Source organism: Affinibrenneria salicis, from assembly GCF_008710095.1.
Map to the genome: position 1 here is coordinate 173,053 of NZ_VYKJ01000007.1, position 21,186 is coordinate 194,238.

10 protein-coding genes are annotated in these 21,186 nt (G+C 60.0%); 9 read left to right on the plus strand and 1 reads right to left on the minus strand.

Annotation, left to right across the window (positions count from 1 at the left end; translation table 11 throughout):
• Positions 1-11 precede the first annotated feature (11 nt).
• Positions 12-2,945 (minus strand): FAD-dependent oxidoreductase, encoded by a 2,934-nt coding sequence (locus FJU30_RS14965; protein WP_150435774.1) that lies wholly within the window; start codon positions 2,943-2,945, stop codon positions 12-14.
• A gap of 87 nt (positions 2,946-3,032) precedes the next feature.
• On the opposite strand from FJU30_RS14965, the gene dapA reads away from it, so the two are divergent.
• From dapA to FJU30_RS15010, 9 genes are all read left to right on the plus strand, one after another.
• Positions 3,033-3,932: a 4-hydroxy-tetrahydrodipicolinate synthase gene (dapA, locus tag FJU30_RS14970; RefSeq protein ID WP_150435775.1), complete on the plus strand. Its 900-nt coding sequence runs from the start codon at positions 3,033-3,035 to the stop codon at positions 3,930-3,932.
• Between the two features lie 41 nt (positions 3,933-3,973).
• Positions 3,974-4,804, plus strand: coding sequence for an ABC transporter substrate-binding protein (locus FJU30_RS14975; RefSeq protein WP_150435776.1), 831 nt, complete (start codon positions 3,974-3,976; stop codon positions 4,802-4,804).
• Between the two features lie 23 nt (positions 4,805-4,827).
• On the plus strand, positions 4,828-5,574 hold the full coding sequence (locus FJU30_RS14980; RefSeq protein WP_150435777.1) for an amino acid ABC transporter permease: 747 nt from the start codon (positions 4,828-4,830) through the stop codon (positions 5,572-5,574).
• A complete protein-coding gene (gene hydA, locus FJU30_RS14985; protein ID WP_150435778.1) occupies positions 5,574-6,992 on the plus strand; it encodes a dihydropyrimidinase in 1,419 nt (472 codons plus the stop codon). Before FJU30_RS14980 ends, hydA begins: the two co-directional genes overlap by 1 nt.
• Positions 6,993-7,041: 49 nt before the next feature.
• Positions 7,042-7,728, plus strand: coding sequence for a GntR family transcriptional regulator (locus FJU30_RS14990; RefSeq protein WP_150435779.1), 687 nt, complete (start codon positions 7,042-7,044; stop codon positions 7,726-7,728).
• Positions 7,729-8,612: 884 nt separating this feature from the next.
• Positions 8,613-9,842: a pyridoxal-phosphate-dependent aminotransferase family protein gene (locus tag FJU30_RS14995; protein WP_150435780.1), complete on the plus strand. Its 1,230-nt coding sequence runs from the start codon at positions 8,613-8,615 to the stop codon at positions 9,840-9,842.
• Positions 9,843-10,043: 201 nt separating this feature from the next.
• Positions 10,044-10,379 carry a FlxA-like family protein gene (locus FJU30_RS15000; protein ID WP_191091616.1) on the plus strand — a complete coding sequence of 112 codons (336 nt, stop codon included), beginning with the start codon at positions 10,044-10,046 and terminating at the stop codon, positions 10,377-10,379.
• A 310-nt stretch (positions 10,380-10,689) separates the two neighbouring features.
• Complete coding sequence (locus tag FJU30_RS15005; RefSeq protein ID WP_150435782.1) at positions 10,690-12,129, plus strand: EmmdR/YeeO family multidrug/toxin efflux MATE transporter; 1,440 nt, start codon at positions 10,690-10,692, stop codon at positions 12,127-12,129.
• 290 nt (positions 12,130-12,419) lie between these two features.
• Entirely contained in the window at positions 12,420-21,035 is an 8,616-nt protein-coding gene (locus tag FJU30_RS15010) for a GH36-type glycosyl hydrolase domain-containing protein (RefSeq protein ID WP_150435783.1), read from the plus strand.
• Positions 21,036-21,186: the final 151 nt, after the last annotated feature.

The window sequence follows — 21,186 nt, forward strand, 5'->3', positions numbered from 1 at the left end:
ATACGGCCTCTTTAGTTGAAACGCTCAATAAGGTAGGGGGATATATCGATGTCGGTATGCCCGCGGGTCATCAGATCGGCCACAATGCGGGCGACAATCGGCGCCAGCGTGTAGCCGTTGGAGGTCACTGCGTTGAAAAAGCCCGGTTTGCCGGGCACCTCGCCGATGATCGGCGCGCCGTCGATGTTGACGTTCATGCCGGCCCAGCTACGCAGCATATGCAGCCCGCGCAACGGCGGCAGCACGTTGGCGGCGACCCATAAATTGCCTTCGATGCTGCGGCGCAGGGCGTAATTCATGCGCATATCGGCGGAAAAGCCCGCGCTCCAGCCGCCGCCGATCAGCAGGCCGCCGTTGACGGTCTGTTTCAGACTTAAATGACGGTCGGCATGGGCGATCAGGTGGTCGATCATTTTGGGCGCCCGCTCGGTCACGATCATCTGCAGCGGCGCGCCGCGTACCGGAACGTTAATGCCGGCCATCTGACCGACGCTGCCGGCCCAGGCGCCCGCGGCGTTGACCAGCCGCCGGGCGCGGATAACGCCGCGGCTGGTGGTGACGCGATAACCGCCTTCGCGCAGCGTTTCTATCGACTGGACGTTGGTGCCGCGCTGGAAGCGCGCTCCCTGTTGCCGCGCCAGCCGGCCGACGACATAGGTGGCGCGCAACGGGTTGATTTTTCCCTCCAGCGGGCAGAATTCCGCCCCCTTCAGCGTTGGCGAGAGGTGCGGCGACAGACGCAGCAGTGCTGCCTGGTCCAACAGTTCCGCCTCAATGCCGTAGCTGCGCTCCATGCGGATTTTTTGTTCGAGGAAACGCAGCCCCTGATCGCTGTCCGCCACCATCAGACCGCCGGTGATTTTGATCTCCAGCGACTCGCCGCTCAGCGCCTCCAGCGCCTGCCATTGACGGATGGCGTGCGGACCGAGCGGCAGCGTCTGGGCTGCGGGGCCGCCGCCGGCCTGCGCTTTCTGGCCGAAATCAAACGACAATAATTGGACGTGCAGGCTGCCGGCATTGGCGCCCGAGGCCTGCATATTGGCCTCATCGCGGTCGATCACCAGGACGTCGGCGCCCTGACTGGCCAGATAATAGCCCAGACAATTGCCCAGTACGCCGGCGCCGATGGTCAGGATGTCGACGGATTGTTCCGGCAATGTGTCGCTGACCACCGGCCGGGCGAGGTTGGGGGTGATGGCCGGGAAGTGGCCGCCCCATTCCGGTTTTTCGAACGTCAGGGCGGCGATCGGCACGGGTTTGGCCGGCACTCTGGGGGCGAAGAAACCCTCGACGTCGGGCTGGCGTCCGGTCATTTCGCTGATTAAGCGAGCGGCGACGCCGGAACAGTAGCGTCCCTGGCAGGGGCCCATGCCGAGCCGGGTATTGCGTTTTAGCATACCCGGCGTGTCATAGCCCTGTTTGATCTGGCTGCGCAGCTGGCCGAGGGTGATATTTTCGCAGCGGCAGATCAGCGTGTCGTCGGGCAGGTGGGACAGGCTGACGGGCGGCGCCTGGTAAATACGCCACAGCGCGCGCTGAAAATCTTCCGCCCGCCGCAGCTTCGCCTCCGCCTGGCGGCGCGCCGGCTGATTGTCGCCAAGCCCGAGCGCGGCGGCGGCGGTCAGTCCGGCCAGCGTACCGCGGGCTAACGCTACGCGGGAGCCGCCCAGATCTGCGCCGTCGCCCACCACGAATACCCCGTCGACGCTGCTGGCGCCGGCGGGATCGGTTTTAATGGCCGGGGTACTGAACGGGGTGTCGCGCAGATATTGCTCGCAGCCCAGCATGCGCGCCAGCTCGGTGGAGGGAATAAAACCGTGGCCGAGGCACAACACGTCGCATTCGATACGCCGCTCGCTGCCGGGCACCACCTGACCCGCCGGATCAAGCCGGGCGACGGTAATCGCTTCAAGCCGTTCGGCGCCGTGCGCGGCAATCACCGTCTGCCCCCAGTACATCGGCACGCGGGCCAGTTTCAGCCGCGCGATATATTTCTGCCCTTCGGCGATCAGGTCAGGCGCATTTTTCAGTAGCCGCAATGCCTGGACGCTGTCTTTCAGGCCGGGCCGGGGCGCGGTTTCCAGCAGCGCGCACACGCTGGCGCCGCCGGCGGTCAGATCGGCCGCCAGCTGTAGATTCAGCGGGCCGTTGCCGCTGATCGCGATGCGCCGGCCGGGCATCACCTGGTAAGCCCGCGATAAAGTTTGCGCCGCGCCGGTAGTCATGACGCCCGGCAGAGTCCAGCCGGGAAAGGGCACCGGCCGTTCATAGGCGCCGGCGGCGATGATCAGTTTGCGGGGACGGAACAGTCTCGCCTTGCCGTCGATCAGTACCGCCACTTCATCGGCCGCAAAGGCGCCCCAGACGGTGGCGTTTTGATACAGGGTGACGCCCGCATCCTTCAGCTGGGTAAGGAGGGCGAGGCCATTGGCGAACTGCGCCGGCGCCCGGCGGACAAAGCGGTGCGACGGCGCCAGCGGTTTATAGAACTGCCCGCCGCTTTGCGCCCGTTCGTCGAGGACGCAGACTTTCGCCCCCTGACGCGCGGCGGCCAGCGCGGCGGAGAGTCCCGCCGGCCCGGCGCCCGCCACCAGCACGTCACAGGTTTCCAGCGGCGGGTCATTTTCGCGCGGCGCGTCGCTCAGCGCCTGGCGCTGGTCAATGGCGGACGGCGCGCTGCTGATCCGCATGCCGTCTGCTACTTTGGTCATGCAGCTGCGTTGCCCCGGGCGGCCGTCGACTTCCACCACGCACTCGAAACAGGCGCCCATGCCGCAGTACAGCCCCCGTCGATCGCCGTTCTGAGTCTGGCGAATGCTAACCAGATCGGCTCTGGCCAGAGCCGCGGCGATGGTTTCCCCCTGCTGGGCGGGAAGCGGGGTGCCGTTGAACCAGATTTGGATCGTCGGGGAATCACATTCAATTGAGGGATGAGTAAGGCGCATTTGATCCTGTCCAAAAAAAGATTTGCATACACATTGTATACGTATACACTGCGTATGCAATAACCTCATTTACATTTGGACAGCACTATGGAAACTTTTCGCGGTACCTATACGGTTTTAGTCACTCCATTTACTCCGGATGGAGCAGCAATTGACGTGCCAGCATTGGAGCGGCTGGTGGAATGGCAAATAGATCAGGGAATTCATGGGCTTATTCCGCTTGGCAGCACCGGCGAGTTTTTGTCGATGACCCGGGAAGAGCGACAATTGGTCACCGAAACGGTGATTCGCACCAGCAGAGGGCGTGTGCCCGTGCTGATGGGCACCGGGGCCGAATGGACCCGCGACTGTATCGAACTCAGCCGCGAAGCGGAGTCGATGGGCGCGGATGGCGTGATGATCATTCCGCCGTTCTATAGCTGCCCGAATGAAGATGAGCTCTTCACCCATTACCGCAAGGTCGGCGAGGCGATTAGCATCCCGATCATGATTTACAACAACCCGGCTACGGCGAATGTTGATCTGCAACCAAAAACGGTCGCGCGGCTGGCGCAGATCGATACGGTGAATTACATCAAGGAATCGACGCTGGAAGTTACCCGGGTGCGCGACATCATCGAACTGTGCGGCGACAAAATGAACGTATTCGCCGGCATTCTCGGCTATGAATCCTTCTGGCTGGGCGCCTGCGGTTGGATCGCCGTCGCCTCCAATCTGCTGCCGCAGCTGTGCGCGCGGATGTTCGAGGCCGCGGTGGATCGGCAAAATCGCGACGAAGCGCTGGCGATCTATAAACAGATCGTGCCTGTCGTGCGTGCCGTGGGCGGGCCGTTCTACGTTTCGGCCAGCAAAGCCGGGCTCGATATGCTCGGTCTGCCGGTCGGCGATCCGCGCGCGCCGCGTCTGCCGCTGGAGGCGTCCGCCCAACAGGCGTTGCGCCAGGCGCTGGATAAGCTCGGCGTGCTTAATAGCATCAATATGCAGTAACCGATTCTCTTCTCTCTTTGCTCATTACTGGGGAAAACGATATGAAAAAATTGTCTGCTTTGCTTCACGCGGTTGCGCTGTCCGGGCTGTTGGCCAGCGCGGGTTCTTTCGCCGCCGCCTGTAGCGCGCCGGCCGGCGCGCAGCTGATCGTTCCCGGTCAGTTAAATATGTCCACCAACCCGACGCTGCCGCCCTTGCAGTTTGTTGATAACACCGGCCAGCTGAAGGGGATGCGTATCGAACTGGGCAGCGAGATCGCGAAGAGGTTATGTCTTGAGCCGAACTATATTCGTATCGAGTTTTCCGCCATGGTGCCGGGACTGCAGGGCGGCCGCTGGGACATGATCAATACCGGCATTTTCTTTACGCCGGAACGCGCCAAAATCATGTGGATGATTCCGTATGAAAATCAGTCGGTGGGTCTGTCGACGATGCCGGATAACCCCGCCGGCATCGGCAAGGCGGAGGATCTGGCCGGTAAGCGCGTGGGCGTGGAGATCGGCGGTTTCGAAGAAAAAGCGATTCGCCGGGTCAGCGCCGAGCTGCAGGCTAAAAAGCTCAAGCCGATCGAAATCCTCACCTTCGATAACTTCGCCATCGCTTTTCAGGCGCTGCGCGCCGGCCAGGTGGATGCGGTAATCAGCCTGGACGCCGTGGCTAATGAATACCAGCGCCAGGGACAGTTCCGCCAGGTGATTTCCGGCCTGGAGCCTACGCCGGTTTCTCTTGCGTTCCGCGATCGCGCCCTGGCGGAGGCCACGGCGAAAGTACTAAACGAGATGCGTGCCGACGGCAGCCTGGAAGCCCTGTTTAAACGCTTTAATGCGCAAACGACGTCCGGAACTTTTACCGTTCACGGCCCGTCCTTGTAACTGCCTTACGGGAGAGATGAGCAATGAATCACGGCTGGAGCTGGGCAGGCTACTTCGAGTACCTGTTCAATCATTTTTTAATGATGGGCGTTGTTTATACCATCTGTCTTACCCTGGTGGGGATGGCCGGAGGCTTGCTGCTGGGCGCGTTACTCGCTTTCTCCCGCCTCTCCCCGATAGTCTGGCTGAACCAGGTGGCCAGATTTTATACATGGATATTCCGCGGCACGCCGCTGCTGGTACAGTTAATCATCATCTATACCGGCCTGCCGCAGATAGGTATTCGCTTCACCGTCGTGGAGGCGGTGCTGATCGGCCTGATTCTGAACGAGGCCGCTTATCTGGCCGAGATTATCCGCGGCGGCGTGCAGGCGATCCCGCGCGGCCAGATCAACGCGGCTAAAGCGCTGGGATTCGGCGGCGCGGGCGTACTGCGCTACGTCATCTTTCCCCAGACGATGCGCCTGATCCTGCCGTCGCTCGGCAACAGCTTCAACGGTCTGCTGAAAACCACCTCGATTGCTTCGGTGATCTCGATGGAAGAGCTGCTGCGCCGTACGCAAATGCTGATTCAGGAAAAGTTTATGGTGCTGGAGCTATTTATGGTGGCCGCTACCTATTACCTGATTCTGACCACGCTGTGGGATCTGATACAGCGCCGCATTGAGCGACACTACGCCAATGCTTACCGCAGCGACCATACGCCGAAAGACGACAAAGCCGAGGCGGCGATCGGCGCCGGCAACGAACTCAATAACGAGACGCGCTAATGAAAACGTATGATCTGATCATCCGCCGGGCCGACATCGTCACCGCGGCGGATCGCTTTACCGGCGATATCGGTATTCATCAGGGGCGGATCGCCGCCATTGCCGAACGGCTTGATCCGGCGCTGGCGGAAAAGACCATTGATGCGGCGGGGCGGATGGTGACGCCGGGCGGGGTAGACGCCCATTGTCATCTCGATCAGCCCTCGGCCGACGGCTCCGTCGGTTCCGATGACTTTCTCACCGGAACCCGCTCGGCCGCCTGCGGCGGCACCACCACCGTGATCCCGTTCGCCATGCAGTTTAAGGGGCAAAGTCTGGATGACGCGGTGGCCGATTACCATCGGCGCGCCGACGGCAAAGCCTGTATCGACTATGCCTTCCACCTGATCATCAGCGACGCCGCGCCCGAGGTGGTGAATGAACAACTGCCGCGCATGGTGGCGTCCGGCTATAGCTCATTTAAAATTTACATGACCTATGACGCGCTGAAGCTCAGGGATCGCGACATTCTCGACGTGCTGGATGCGTCGCGCCGGCTGGGGGCGCTCAGCATGATCCACGCGGAGAACGACGACTGCATCAGCTGGCTGACCGAACGTCTGTTAAAGCAGGGCAAGAGCGCGCCGCGTTTCCATGCCGTCGCGCACAGCGCGACCGGCGAACGGGAGGCGACGCACCGGGCGATTTCTCTGGCCGAACTGGTCGATGTGCCGATTTTATTGGTGCACGTCTCCAGCCGCTCCGCGCTGGAGCAGATCTATTGGGCGCGCGGCAAGGGGCTGAATATTTTCTCTGAAACCTGCCCGCAGTATCTGTTCCTGACCGCGGAGGATCTGGGCATCGACGATCATTTCCACGGCGCGAAATGTATCTGCAGCCCGCCGCCCCGCGATACCGACAGCCAAAACGCCATCTGGACCGGGCTGGCCAACGGTACCTTTAGCATCTTTTCGTCCGACCATTCGCCCTATAACTATGACGATCCGCACGGCAAAAAGCTGCATGGCGATAACGCCTCGTTCGACCGGGTGCCCAACGGTATTCCCGGGCTGGAAACGCGCCTGCCGCTGCTGATGAGCGAAGGGGTGCTGAGCGGCAGGCTGACGCCGCAGCGCTTTGTCGAGCTGACCGCGACGGCGCCCGCGAAGCTGTACGGGCTGTATCCGCAAAAGGGCACGCTGTCGATCGGCGCCGATGCGGACATCGTTATTTGGGATACGCAGAGCGATAAAACGATTCGCCATGCGGATCTGCATTCGGCCGCCGATTATACGCCGTATGAGGGTAAGGCGCTGCGCGCCTGGCCGTCGATCACGCTGGCGCGCGGCAAAGTGGTCTGGGCCGACGGTACTTTTTATGGCCAGGCGGGCGACGGGCGCTTTTTGCCCTGCGCGGCACCTTTTCCTCCGGCCATATAATTCGTTACAATTAGCCCCTTACTTTATGGACAACAGGTAAACACGCTCCATGCCAGACTATCAGGATCACGCGCTTGCCGCGATTATGGCGGCCAAGCCGCTTTATCTGAAATCAGCCAGTCTCTCCGAGCAGATTTACCTGCTGCTGCGGGAGCTGATTCTGGAAAGGAAAATTCCGGGCAGCAGCGAGATGTCTGAATCGCGGCTGGCTGACGAATTGCAGGTATCGCGCACGCCGATGCGTGAAGCGTTGGTCCGACTGGCGGGCGAAAATCTGCTGGTGAGGCGCGGCGCCCGCTCTTACGCGGTGCGTTCCGTCGATATTAAAGAATATCTGGACACCATGGCGCTGCGCGAACTGCTGGAGTGCGAGGCGGTAAACCGCGCGGTAGAGCGTATCGACCTGGGCGAACTCGGCCAGTACGCCAGCGAACTGCAGGCGTTGATGTCTGGCGAGCATGAAGAACATATTTACTGGCGCTTCGATGACCGGCTGCACAATTTTATCGCCGAATCCTCCGGCAATAAGGTGTTGGTGCAGATGCTGGAAAAGCTGCGTATTAATGTGCGCCTGTTTCGCCTGCACAGTCCGCTGCATCGCCAGAATGAAAATCATGTTGAGCACCAGGATATTATTAATTACCTGACTCAGCGCGATACGTTAAAAAGCGTCGAGGCGATGCGATTGCATATTAGTAAATTACGCAACGACGTAATTAGTTCTTTATCCGGCTGATTTTTCCGGCAGTAAAAATATATGCTCTCAATACTTCGGACGGCAGAAAATTTTGCCGTACGTGGATTTTAATCCGGCCGTCGGCTGAGATTTCGCCGTGGGCCGGATAATTAAATTCAGCCGATGCATCCGCCGCCTGAAATACGACGAGTGTATAGTCAATATAATTTTTGTTGCAGGAAGGCGGTGACGCCGCGGTAAATTCGGCGGCAACGAATGTGTCCAGCCAGCGGCTGACCTTCGCTGAGTGGCGGTATGTCTCTCATTAACCCCCGGCAACTTACCGCTGTAAGCGACCGGCGTGAGCGACAAATCCGCCGGCAGTGGATTTGAGCGCCGCTGGCGGCGGCTCTGTAAGGGGTAAACCCCATGCGGGGCGAGGAATAAAACCAACGCACCGCAGCTTGCGGTATGCAGGGTATCATTTATATAACGCTTAACCCGGCTGTGTCCCGCCATTCATTTGCGCTGACTGGCGATGAGAAAAATGCATTAATTTTGTTTGTGTTGTGATTTGTTTTTGTGCGTTTTGACTGCTGACCCCTGTCAGGTTCGTGCGGTTTTACATCGGTCAGATAATTGCGGGATACAGCCTGAATATTCGCTCTCCCTGTGAAGAGCGAACGCGGTTTATTGCGCCGGGGATGCGGGACGGATAATACTGTCGGACGCAATTCATGCCGGCTGATAATAATGTCATACACGGAGCGAGACCGGTATCGGTTGATATGCTCGTTATATTTCAGGCGGCTGGCGCGTCTGCCCGGCCGGCGGAATATTCCGCCTTCCTGCCGCCCGAATTATTCAGCGTATTTTACCGCCGGCGATCGCGTTTATTTTACGCTTTCTGACGAGGGCCGCCGGCCCGGGAGAGGCAATACTTTATGCACTATTCACCCGTCAATCCACCGCACCGTCTGCTGATGGGGCCAGGCCCGATTAACGCCGATCCGCGCGTGCTGCGCGCTATGTCGAGCCAGCTGATCGGGCAGTACGATCCGATCATGACCGGCTATATGAATGAAGTGATGGCGCTCTACCGCCAGCTGTTTCGCACGGATAATCGCTGGACCATGCTGGTGGACGGAACATCGCGCGCCGGCATCGAAGCTATCCTGTTGTCGGCTCTGCGCCCCGGCGATAAAGTGCTGGTGCCGGTATTCGGGCGTTTTGGTCATCTGCTGTGTGAAATCGCCCGCCGCTGTCGGGCGGAAGTGCACATCATCGAAGCGCCGTGGGGCGAGGTGTTTAGCCCGGAGCGGATCGAAGACGCGATTATCCGCGTGCGGCCGCGCATGCTGTTGACGGTGCAGGGCGATACATCGACGACGATGCTGCAGCCGCTGCAGCCGCTGGGCGAGATCTGCCGGCGTCACGACGTGCTGTTCTATACCGACGCCACCGCGTCTTTTGGCGGTAATCCGCTGGAAACCGACGCCTGGGGGCTGGATGCGGTATCGGCCGGTCTGCAGAAGTGTCTTGGCGGGCCGTCCGGCTCGTCTCCCGTCACGCTGAGCCCGCGGATGGAAGCGGTTATCCGGCGGCGCAATTGCGTGGAGCAGGGGATTCGCACCGCCAGTCATCAGGACGGCGATGACGAAATGATCTATTCCAATTATTTCGATCTCGGCATGATCATGGACTACTGGGGGCCGGAGCGGCTGAATCACCACACCGAAGCGACCAGTATGCTGTTTGCCGCCCGGGAGTGCGCCCGCCTGATCCTGGAGGAGGGCGTCGACCAGACCGTCGAACGTCACCGTCTGCACGGCGGGGCGATGGCGGCCGGCATCAGCAATATGGGGCTGACGCTCTTCGGCGACGCGCGGCACCGGATGAATAACGTCATGGGCGTGGTGATCCCGCCGCACATCGACGGCGAACAGGTTCGGCGTCTGCTGCTGGAAGATTTCGCCATTGAGATCGGCACCTCGTTCGGCCCGCTGCAGGGCAAAATCTGGCGTATCGGCACCATGGGTTACAATGCGCGCAAAGATTGCGTATTGCAGACGCTCAGCGCGCTGGAAGCGGTGCTCAACCATCTTGGTTTCCGCACCGTACAGGGCCAGGCGCTGCAGGCCTGCTGGGATTACTACGCTGAACAGGCGGGCTGAGTCAGAGCGCATCGGCGCGCAGCGCCTGCGGAAGCGGCAGGGCCGCGCGCTGACCCGGGCGTTTGGGGCTGATGACGAATTCCTTACCTTCCGGTATCGTTTCACTGCGTTTTTTCAGACAAAGTGCTAAATATTTGCGGCCGCTGACTGTTCTATACTTATTCCAGCGCCTTAACAGGGCGGATGAATGGAGGAAGGAACATGATTGGTTTTAGCGCAATCTCTTCAGTTTCATACAGCGATACGTTCAGCAGTCAGGATAACGTACAACGGATTGCCCGCTTACCGTCGTTAGCCAGAGAGTCCAGTCAGGATTCTTCTTCCGGTAGCGCCGGGGATGATGAAGCCACGCAGCTGCAGGCTAAAATGCTGGAAGCGCAAATTGAGGCGCTGCAGCAACAGCTGAGCGGGCTGCAGGGCAAACGCGCGCAGTCGGCCTATAGCGCCGGCAGTGAAGGGCAGGCAGAGAGCGAAACGCCGCCGGCCGACGGCATCAATCGCCCGACGGCCAGCAACCAGATTAACGTCTACGTTTAGGCGCGGCGCGTTTCGGGCCTGCCGGCGGTTTCGCCGTATCCGTACTCCCCGCGTCAGCGGGGAGCTTTTTTTTCAATATGATTTCCCGCCGTCGCCGCTACGGCAAACCGTGTTGTCCGCCGTCATCGGGGCGTCGCGGCGCTATCGCGCCCTCGTTAACTACCCGGTGCGCAAGGCTTCTCCTTTCCTGCCTGCCGTCGGTAACAGATTGTTGTCTTTTTAATGCTGGTCGGGGCAAAAATCCTTTGCAGGATAACCGTCGATAACCCATGATTTAAGCTGTGGTTTACTTTCCTTCTGCGGGTCTTTATTGGACTTATATGCTGCGTTACGCCAGCGCGTGGTTCGGACGCACTGGTACACCAATAGAAAAAGCTATCGGGTACTGTTCTGGCGCGAAATTACGCCGCTGGCCGTGCCGATCATGCTGGAAAATGCCTGCGTATTGCTGATGGGGGTGCTGAGCACCTTTCTGGTCAGCTGGCTGGGCAAAGCCGCAATGGCGGGCGTAGGGCTGGCCGATAGTTTCAACATGGTGATCATGGCTTTCTTCGCCGCCGTCGATCTTGGCACGACGGTGGTGGTGGCGTTCAGCCTCGGCAAACGGGACCGACGGCGGGCGCGCGACGCGACGCGTCAGTCGCTGGTGCTGATGACGATCGTGGCGCTGGCGCTGGCGCTGACCATTCATCTGACGGGCGAGCAGATCATCAATCTTATCGCCGGCGAGGCGGAGGCGGAGGTCAAGGCGCTGGCGCTCTCTTACCTGCAGACCACGGTATGGAGCTATCCGGCGGCGGCCATCGCGCTGATCGGCAGCGGCGCGCTGCGCGGCGCCGGCAATACCAAAATTCCGCTGTTGATCAATGGCGGCATGAATATCCTCAATATCCTGATTAGCAGCCTGTTGATTTACGGTCTCGGCCCCTGGGACGGTCTGGGTTTTATCGGCGCCGGCCTCGGGCTGACCATTTCACGTTATATCGGCGCGCTGGGTATTATTTATGTCCTGATGATCGGCTTCAATCCGGCGCTGCACATCACGCTGAAAAGCTATTTAACCCCGCTGAAGTTCAATATTCTGGCGGAGGTGCTGGGCATCGGCATTCCGGCCAGCATCGAATCCGTACTGTTCAACGGCGGCAAGTTGCTGACGCAAATGTTCGTCGCCGGCATGGGCACCAACGTTATCGCCGGTAACTTTATCGCTTTCTCCGTCTGTTCGTTGATTAACCTGCCGGGCAACGCTCTGGGTTCCACCGCCACCATTATTGTCGGCCGGCGGCTCGGCAAAGGGCAAATCGGCCAGGCCGAACGCCAGCTGCGTCATATTTTCTGGTTGTCGACCCTTGGCCTGTCGCTGATCGCCTGGTGTACGGCGCCGTTTGCCGGGCTGTTCGCATCGTTCTATACCCAGGAGCCGGACGTTAAAGACGTGGTGATGATCCTTATCTGGCTGAATGCGCTGTTTATGCCGATCTGGGCGGTGTCCTGGGTGCTGCCCGCCGGCTTGAAAGGCGCCCGCGATGCGCGCTTCGCCATGTGGGTTTCTATGCTGGGCATGTGGGGCTGCCGGGTGGTGGCCGGCTATACGCTGGGGATCGTGCTGGGCATGGGGGTGGTGGGCGTCTGGCTCGGCATGTTCCTCGACTGGGCGGTGCGCGGCGCGTTTTTCTACTGGCGCATGGTCAGCGGACGCTGGCTGTGGAAATACCCGCGGGTGAAGCAGCAGGACCGGACGGACGGCTAACGGGCCAGCCCGGCCCGACCTCCCGTCGCCTATATCCTTGCCGTCGCCGTTGGCAGCGCGCAGGCCGGCCGTTTTGCCCTGGGCGAATTCAGACCCGCATCGGCGCCAGAATTCGCCCGGCTGATTTATAAAACTAGCGGTTACCGTTGAAGCGTACTATCCTCAGAGTAATCGGTATCTTTTCTATCCTGACTTTCCACTTTTTTCTTTTCCGTTTTCCCGCCTTTTTACATATGAACTCTTATCGCAGTTCAGAAGCTGCTTTCCAGGGTCCGCGAGGGGTTATCCCTATGAGATTTATTTCACTCAATTGGTTCAAGAGTAAAAGAGCCCCGCCCGTATTGCACCCATCCTCCGAACAGCAAAACAAGGGCAATCAATCTAATACTCTTATTCGCCCGGAGCTGTTCTCCGCCGATCAAATGGAGCGCTATGGCAGCAAACTGGCTCTCTCGCACAAATTGACCCGTAAAAAAGCCCCTTACTATCTGTTAAAACGCCTTGATGATAATGAAAAGGTGTTAACCCGTAGCTGTCTGATTCTCAGCGGCAGCGACAAGTCCAGTATTACGCCGGCCGCCGAATGGCTGCTGGATAATTTTTATCTGCTGGAAGAGCAGATTCGGCTGGTGCGTCAACTGTTGCCGCGCGATTTCGGCCAGGGGCTGCCGTTGCTGGCGGCGGCGAGTCGTAGCCCGCGCATTTACGATATTGCCACGGAAGTGGTCAACCACAGCGATGGGCACTGGGACATTAATGGCCTGACGCGCTTTTTCGTCGCCTATCAGACCGTCAGTCCGCTGCGGCTGGGCGAGCTGTGGGCCTTTCCGGGCATGCTTCGTTTAGCGCTGATTGAGAATCTGCGTCGGGTCAGTATCGAAGTGGCGGAAGCCCAGCAGGAGCGTAATCTGGCCGATTACTGGGTAAAGACGTTACAAAACTGCGCCACGCACGACCCGGCCAGTCTGATTATTGTGATCGCCGATATGGCGCGCAGCAATCCGCCGCGCACCAGCGCATTCGTCGCTGAACTGGTGCGTCGCTTACAGGGGCATGGCACGATGCTGGCGCTGCCGCTCACCTGGGTCGAACAGCGTCTGAGCGAAGTGGGGATGACGGCCGGCGAGGTCATCGACCGTTTTAATCATCAACTGGCGGTCAGCCAGCTTTCGGTCAGCAATAGCATTAGCGGCCTGCGTCAGCTTAGCGAGATGGACTGGTCCGACTTTGCCGAAAACCTCAGCGCGGTGGAAGCGATCCTGCGCCGGGATCCGCCCGATATCTATGCAAAAATGCATTTTGACACTCGCGACAATTATCGCCACCAGATCGAAGTCCTGTCCCGGCATTGTCAGCTTGACGAGACCGCGGTAGCCCGCGCGGCGATTGAACTGGCGCATCGCGTTCCGGCGCCGGAGCGCAAGCGGCATGTCGGTTACTATCTGATTGGCAACGGTCGCCGCGGACTGGAAAAATACCTGCGTGCGCATTTTTCCCTGCTGACCCGCATGCGGCGCAGGTTCAATCAGACGCCTTTGCTGTCCTGGCTGGGCGGCCTGAGCCTGCTGACCGCCGCCTGTTCTGGCGCGGCGCTGTATTTCAGCCACCGCGCCGGGATGGGCGCAGCGCTGTGGCTGCTGGCGTTGCCATTGCTGGTGGTGACGAGTCAATTCGTCATGAATCTGCTGAGTGAAATAACCACCCGCGTCCGCTCGCCTCAGCCTTTGCCGCGGCTGGATTTTTCGACCGGTTTCCCCGACGAATACAGTACGATGGTGGTGATCCCCTGCCTTTTCGGCAGTCGCGCTAATATCGACAGCCTGATCAACAGTCTGGAGGTTTGCCATCTGGGCAACGACATGCCCCATCTTTATTTTGCTCTGCTGAGCGATTTTCACGACAGCAGTCAGCCGCAGCAGTCGGAAGACCAGGATCTGCTTAGCTATGCCGTACAGAAAATTCAGGCTGTCAATCGTCGTTACCCGTCAGACGGCGGGGCGATATTCAGTCTGCTGCACCGCGACCGGCAATGGAACGGGGCGCAGAATGTGTGGATGGGCTATGAGCGCAAGCGAGGCAAACTGCATGCGCTGAATCGCTGGCTGCGTGGCGCGGAGGATAACGCCTTCCCCACGGTGGAGGGCGGATCGTACGCCAGTCTGAAGCAAGTGAAATACGTCATTACCCTGGACAGCGACACCGTGCTGCCGCGCGCCACCGCGCATCAATTGATCGCGGCGATGGCGCACCCGCTCAATCAGCCGCTGTATGACGAACGGCGCCGGCGAGTGGTGGCCGGCTATGCCATTCTTCAGCCGCGCCTGGCCGAGGAGATTCCGCGCTATGGCCAGGCGCGCTATGCGGCGATGTGCGGCAGCGTTCCCGGCAACGATCCCTATTCGGCGCTCTCCTCGGATCTCTATCAGGATTTGTTCGGCGAAGGCTCCTATGTCGGCAAAGGGATTTATGATGTCGATATGTTTACGCGCGCCACCCGGAATAGCTGCCCGGAAAATCTGGTGCTGAGCCACGATCTGCTGGAAGGATGCTACGCCCGTTCGGGCATGCTGAGCGATGTGGTGTTTTATGAACAGTACCCCGCCAGCTACCTGATTGACGTTGCCCGCCGCGTTCGCTGGATCCGCGGCGACTGGCAGTTGCTTAACTGGCTGCGTCGGCGCGTGCGGCTGGCTGACGGCGCTCGTCTGCCGAATCCGCTCAGTCGGTTATCACGCTGGAAGCTGCTGGATAACCTGCGGCGCAGCCTGGTTGCCCCCAGCCTGTTGAGCATAATTTTTTGCCTTTTTTTTGCGCTGCCGAATCCGTTCCACTGGCTGTGTTTTTTATCAATGATATTGCTGTTGCCCGCGCTGTCGGCGCTGCTGATGGATTTAGTGAATAAGGGCCGTCACCGGCCGGTGTTCCTGCACGTCAAAAGCCTGACGCGGGCCGCCTTTTCCCGACTTGCCCGTATCGCTCTGAATCTGTCGACGCTACCGCACGAAAGTCTGTTTTCGCTGCGGGCGATTACGGTGACGCTGTGGCGTTTGCTGGTCAGCCAGCGCTATTTACATCAATGGGACAGCGTCACGGCGGATAAAAAACGCTTCGCGCCGACCGCGCAAAACTTTTACCGGCGTATGTGGGTCAACCCTCTGGCCGCCGCCGTCTTGCTTGTGCTTTGTCTCTCTTTTCATTCCCCGTTGCTGATCGTGGCGTTGCCTTTATCGCTGCTGTGGCTTAGCGCGCCTTGGCTGTTGTGCCGGATGAGTCAACCGGCGATGGCGAAGCAAACCATACCCGACGACAAACAGCGGCGTCTGCTGCGTCAGACCAGTCGTGAAACCTGGTCGTTCTTTGAAACCTTCGTCAATCAGGAGGCGAACTGGCTGCCGCCGGATAATTATCAGGAGATTCCCCGGCCGGTTATCGCTCAGCGCACCTCGCCGACCAATATTGGTTTATCCCTGCTATCCAGCCTGACCGCCTGGGACTTCGGCTACACCACGCAGGGCGAGGTTTTGCGACGTACCTCTTTGACGCTGGATACGCTGGATAAACTTGAGCACTACCGCGGCCATCTTTATAACTGGTACGACACGCGTACGCTTTCTCCGTTGAGGCCCCGTTATATCTCCAGCGTGGACAGCGGCAATCTGGCGGGCCATTTATTGACGCTGAGCGCCGGTCTGGCGGACTGGCGCAGCCAGCCGATCATGAATGTTTCCCGTGTCCTGGCGGGGTTGGACGATACCCTGAGTATTGTGGAAGCGCGCTGGCCGTCGACCGCGCCGCTTGTCCTGCAGCGGTTGAGAGCGCGCTGGACTATGGCGGAAGCCGCGACGTCGTATTACCGGGCGTTCATCGATATCCATGGCATGCTGAGTCTGATGCCGGCCCTGCAGCAGGCGGCGGACGGTCTTGACGCGGCGCTTATCCGCTGGCTCAGGCTGCTTGCCGTCCAGCTGGATAGCCTGTGCCGGGAGTGGACGCTGCTATTGGGCTGGCTGGAGGACGCGCCGGTGGCGCAGGAACTGCCTTCTTTGCTTTGGCTCGCGCAGCGGGAAGACGGTTCGCCGGCGCGGCGCGCGGCGATTTCCGAGGCTCGTCAGCGTCTTGACATTATCGCCGAGCTGGAAAAAAGGCTGACCGATCATGCCCATATGGATTTCAAATTCCTCTATCACGCCTCCACCCATTTGCTCAGCGTGGGCTATAGCTGCGAGGATAATAAACTGGATAGCGGGAAGTATGATTTGCTGCCGTCGGAAGTGAGGTTGACGAATTTTGTGGCCATCGCCACCAACCAACTGCCGCAAAAAAGCTGGTTCGCGCTGGGCCGGCTGTTCACCATGATCGACAAACGTCCCGCGCTGATGTCGTGGAGCGGCTCGATGTTCGAATATTTGATGCCGCTGTTGGTGATGCCGCTTTATCCCGGCACCTTACTCAGACAGATGTGTCAGTCGGCGGTTGCACGACAGATTAGCTGGGGAAAAGAGCACCGTATCCCCTGGGGTATCTCCGAATCCGCTTATTCGGCATTCGACAATAACCAGAATTACCAATATCACGCCTTTGGCGTACCGGGCCTGGGGCTAAAGCGCGGCCTGGGGGATAATATGGTCGTCGCGCCTTACGCGACGCTGCTGGCCCTGATGATTTGTCCTGAAAAAGCCTGTGATAACCTGTTGGCGCTGCAGAAGCTGGGGGCCAGGGGGCAATACGGGTTCTATGAGGCGCTGGACTATACGGCCTCTCGCCTGAGTCGCGGCCAGGATTACGTTATCGTCCGTTCCTATATGGCGCATCACCAGGGAATGAGCCTGCTTGCGCTATCCCATCTGTTGCTGGATGCGCCGATGGTGGCGCGCTTTGCCTCTTATCCTTCATTTCAATCGGCGCGTCTGTTGCTGCAGGAACGCGTACCCGATGCGCTGGAGCTTTATAGCCCGCGGCGCCACTTTGAGTCGCCCGACGGCGCGCTCAAAAATGAGAGCGGCGAGCGGCGTGAATTTCACGGCGTGGAAAGCCCGATTCCGGAAATTCAACTGTTGTCGAATACGGATTATCACCTGATGCTGACGCAGGCCGGCGGCGGTTACAGCGTCTGGAAGACGCTGGCGCTCACGCGCTGGCGCGAGGATGCCACGCGCGACAATCACGGTATTTTTTGTTACCTGAGCGATCCGTCCAGCGGCGAAGTATGGAGCAATACGTGGCAGCCGGTGGGCAAAAAGGCCGGTCAATACCATGTGGTGTTTAATGAAGCCGGCGTGGAGTTTAAACGTACGGAAGGCGCGCTGAGTATGGAAACCCATATTGTGGTGTCGCCGGAGGATGACGTCGAGCTACGTCGTATGACGTTGATTCATCGCGGTAGACAGAGCCGAACGCTTGACATCACCACCTATGCCGAAGTGGTGCTGGCGCCGGCGGCTGGCGATTTGACGCATCCGGCGTTCAGTAATTTATTCGTCCAGACAGAGTTGGTGTCTGAGCCGCCGGGGATACTTTGTCATCGCCGTCCGCGCGAACCGGACGAGCAATGCCCGTGGCTGTTTCACACCATGGCGATACACGATCGGGCCGGCGGAGCGATCTCATTCGAAACGGATCGGGCCGCGTTTATTGGCCGGAGCAATACCACGTCGGATCCGACGGCACTAAGCCCGACGGGCGTGTTGACCAACAGCGCCGGCGCGGTGCTGGACCCGATTATGGCCATCCGTCAGCGCGTTCGGTTAAAGCCGGGCGTGCCCGTCATTATTGATATGGTGTACGGCATTACCGGGGAGCGCCGCCTCAGTCTGGCGCTGCTGGAAAAATATCGCGACCGGCGTATCGCCGATCGCGTATTCGATATCGCCTTTTCTCACAGTCAGGTGCTGCTGCGGCAGCTCAACGTCAGTGAGGAAGACGCCGGTCTGTTTAACCGACTGGCCGGCGCGGTGCTGTTTCCCTGCCAGGAAATACGCGGCGACACGCAGTTTATTATGCGTAATCGGCGCGGACAGTCGGGTTTATGGGGACATGCGCTCTCGGGGGATTTGCCGATAGTCCTCCTGACGCTTACCAGCGCCGAGCATATCGCCATGGTCACCACTATGATTCGGGCGCATAACTACTGGCGTCTGAAAGGGCTGGCGGTGGATTTAGTCCTGCTGTGCAATGATGCCGGCGGCTATCACCAGGCGTTGCAACATCAGGTCATGGGGCTGGTGGCCGCCGGAGCCGGCGCCAGCCAGACCGACAAGCCGGGCGGCATTTTCGTGCGCAATGGCGAACATTTAACGTCGGAAGAGCATACCCTGCTGATGAGCGTGGCCCGCATCGTGCTGGACGACCGGCTGGGCGAACTGCCCGACTGGTTAAATCAGCGCATGCAAATCACGCATGTCGTCCCGCCGCGTTTTTTACCCTCGTCAACCCTGCGACGCAATCCGTCTCCGCCTCACCTGATTGCGCCTCCGGCGCTGCGCTTTTTTAACGGAACGGGCGGGTTTTCAGCGGATGGACGCGAGTACCAGATCATTTTGCCTGAACATCATACTACGCCAGCCCCGTGGGTGAATGTGCTCGCTAATGCGGATTTCGGAACGGTGATTTCAGAAAGCGGACAGGCCTACACGTGGTATGAGAATGCGCATGAGTATCGCCTGACGCCGTGGGAAAACGATCCGGTCAGCGACCGTTCTGGCGAAGCGTTTTATCTGCGCGACGAAGAAAGCGGCGACGTCTGGTCGCCCTCGCCGTTGCCGGTGCGCGGACAGGGCGATTATCTGACGCGGCACGGTTTCGGCTACAGCGTATTTGAACACCAGGAGCAGGGCATCGCCAGCGAGCTGACCGTTCTGGTCGCGGAACATGACCCGGTTAAGTTATTTATCCTGACGCTCAGTAATCACTGCGGCCGGCCGCGCAAACTCTCTGTCACCGGCTATGTCGAGTGGGTGCTGGCGGATATGCGGGCTAAATCCGCTATGCATATCGTGACCCGCGCCGCGCAGGTGACGAAGGGGTGCGGCGTGCTGGCGACCAATCACTATGCCGGCAATGGATCGGAGCGTACCGCCTTCTTCGCCGTTACCGGCGCCCACTGCTCGGTAAGCGGCGATCGGCGCGAATTTTTGGGGCGTAATGGCGCGCCGGGCGCGCCGCAATCGATGAGGCTGCAGCGGTTATCCGACAGAACCGGCGCGGCGCTGGATCCCTGCGGGGCGCTGCAGTCGGCGATCACCCTGATCGATGGCGATCAGCACGTCTTTGTCTTTGCGCTCGGACTGGGGCAAAACGCGGCGGACGCGGAGCGTCTGATCCGCTATTTCTTCGATGACGGCGTGGCGCAAGCGGAGCTGGAGCGGATTCATCATTACTGGCACCGGCTGCTGGATAAAATTCAAATCGCGACGCCCGATCCGGCGCTGGATTTGCTGACCAACGGCTGGCTGCTCTACCAGACGCTCTCCAGCCGTATTCTGGCGCGCAGCGGCTATTATCAGTCCGGCGGCGCGTTCGGCTTTCGCGATCAGCTGCAGGATACCCTGGCGCTGAGCCACGCTCTGCCGGAGCGGATGCGCGAGCAGATTGTGCTGTGCGCCGGGCGGCAGTTTATTGAGGGCGATGTGCAGCACTGGTGGCATCCGCCGTCGGGCAACGGCGTGCGTACGCGCTGTTCGGATGATTATCTCTGGTTGCCGCTGGCGATTTGTCATTACGTCGCGGTGACGGAGGACGTGGCGATCACCGAACAGTCCATCGCCTACCTGGAAGGGCGTCCGCTGGCGCCTGGCGAGGAGTCCTGTTACGAGCAGCCGCGCACCAGCGAGATGCGGGAAACGCTGTGGCGGCACGGTGTGCGCGCCATCCGGCGCAGCCTGAATTTCGGTCCGCACGGACTGCCGTTGATGGGGGCGGGCGACTGGAACGACGGTATGAACCTGGTTGGCGCCGGCGGGCAAGGCGAGAGCGTCTGGCTCGGTTTTTTCCTGTATACCGTTTTGCGGCGCTATGGCGATCTGGCGCGGCGCCTGAACGATGATGAGGTGGCGACGCTATGCCGTGAACAGGCCGCGTTATTGCAGCAGAATCTGCACGATCACGGCTGGGACGGCGACTGGTATCTGCGCGGCTATTTTGACAATGCCGCGCCGCTGGGGTCGCGACATAACAGTGAGTGTCAGATCGACGCCATTGCTCAGAGCTGGGCGGTATTGTCCGGCGCCGGCGCCGCGCCGCGTTGCCGTCAGGCGATGCAGGCGTTGGACAGCCGGTTGGTGGACGAGGAGCTGGGTTTGATCAAACTGCTGGCGCCGCCGTTTAACGGCAACGGACCGAATCCGGGCTACATTCGCGGTTATCTGCCCGGGGTACGGGAGAATGGCGGACAGTACACGCACGCCGCTATCTGGGCGGTGATGGCCTTTGCCGAAATGGGCCATACCGAGCGGGCGTGGCGGCTTATGTCGATGATTAATCCGATTAATCACAGTCTGAGCGCCGGAGCCGCGGCGCGCTACAAGGTGGAGCCTTATGTGATGTCCGCCGATGTTTACGCCGTGGCGCCGCACGGCGGGCGGGGCGGCTGGAGCTGGTATACCGGCTCCGCCGGCTGGACCTATAGGTTGATCACCGAATCTCTGTTGGGTATAACCCGCGCGGGCGACTGGTTGACCTTCCATCCCCGGCTGCCGGCCGGCTGGACGCAGTTTACGCTGACCTACCAGCAGGGCAACAGCCAGTATCGGGTGACGATCCGCCGCGGCGACGGCGCTTATCAGGTCCGGCTGGACGGACGGCGCCTGGCGGACGACCGTATCGCCATGCGGGACGACGGCGAGGCGCATCAGGTTGAGATTTTGCTGGCGTCGGTTGCCGTCGGAGGGGCGATTGCGCCTGAAGAGTAACCGAGACGGCGTTCCGCCAGTTCGGACGACGATGGGAGCGGCGTTCGCCGTTTCCGTCGTGCTCCACGGCGGGTACCGATTAAATCGGCGATTATAAAATGAGCTGTTGTAACTCATTGGGAGTATACTTATCGCCCACACCCTGAACTGG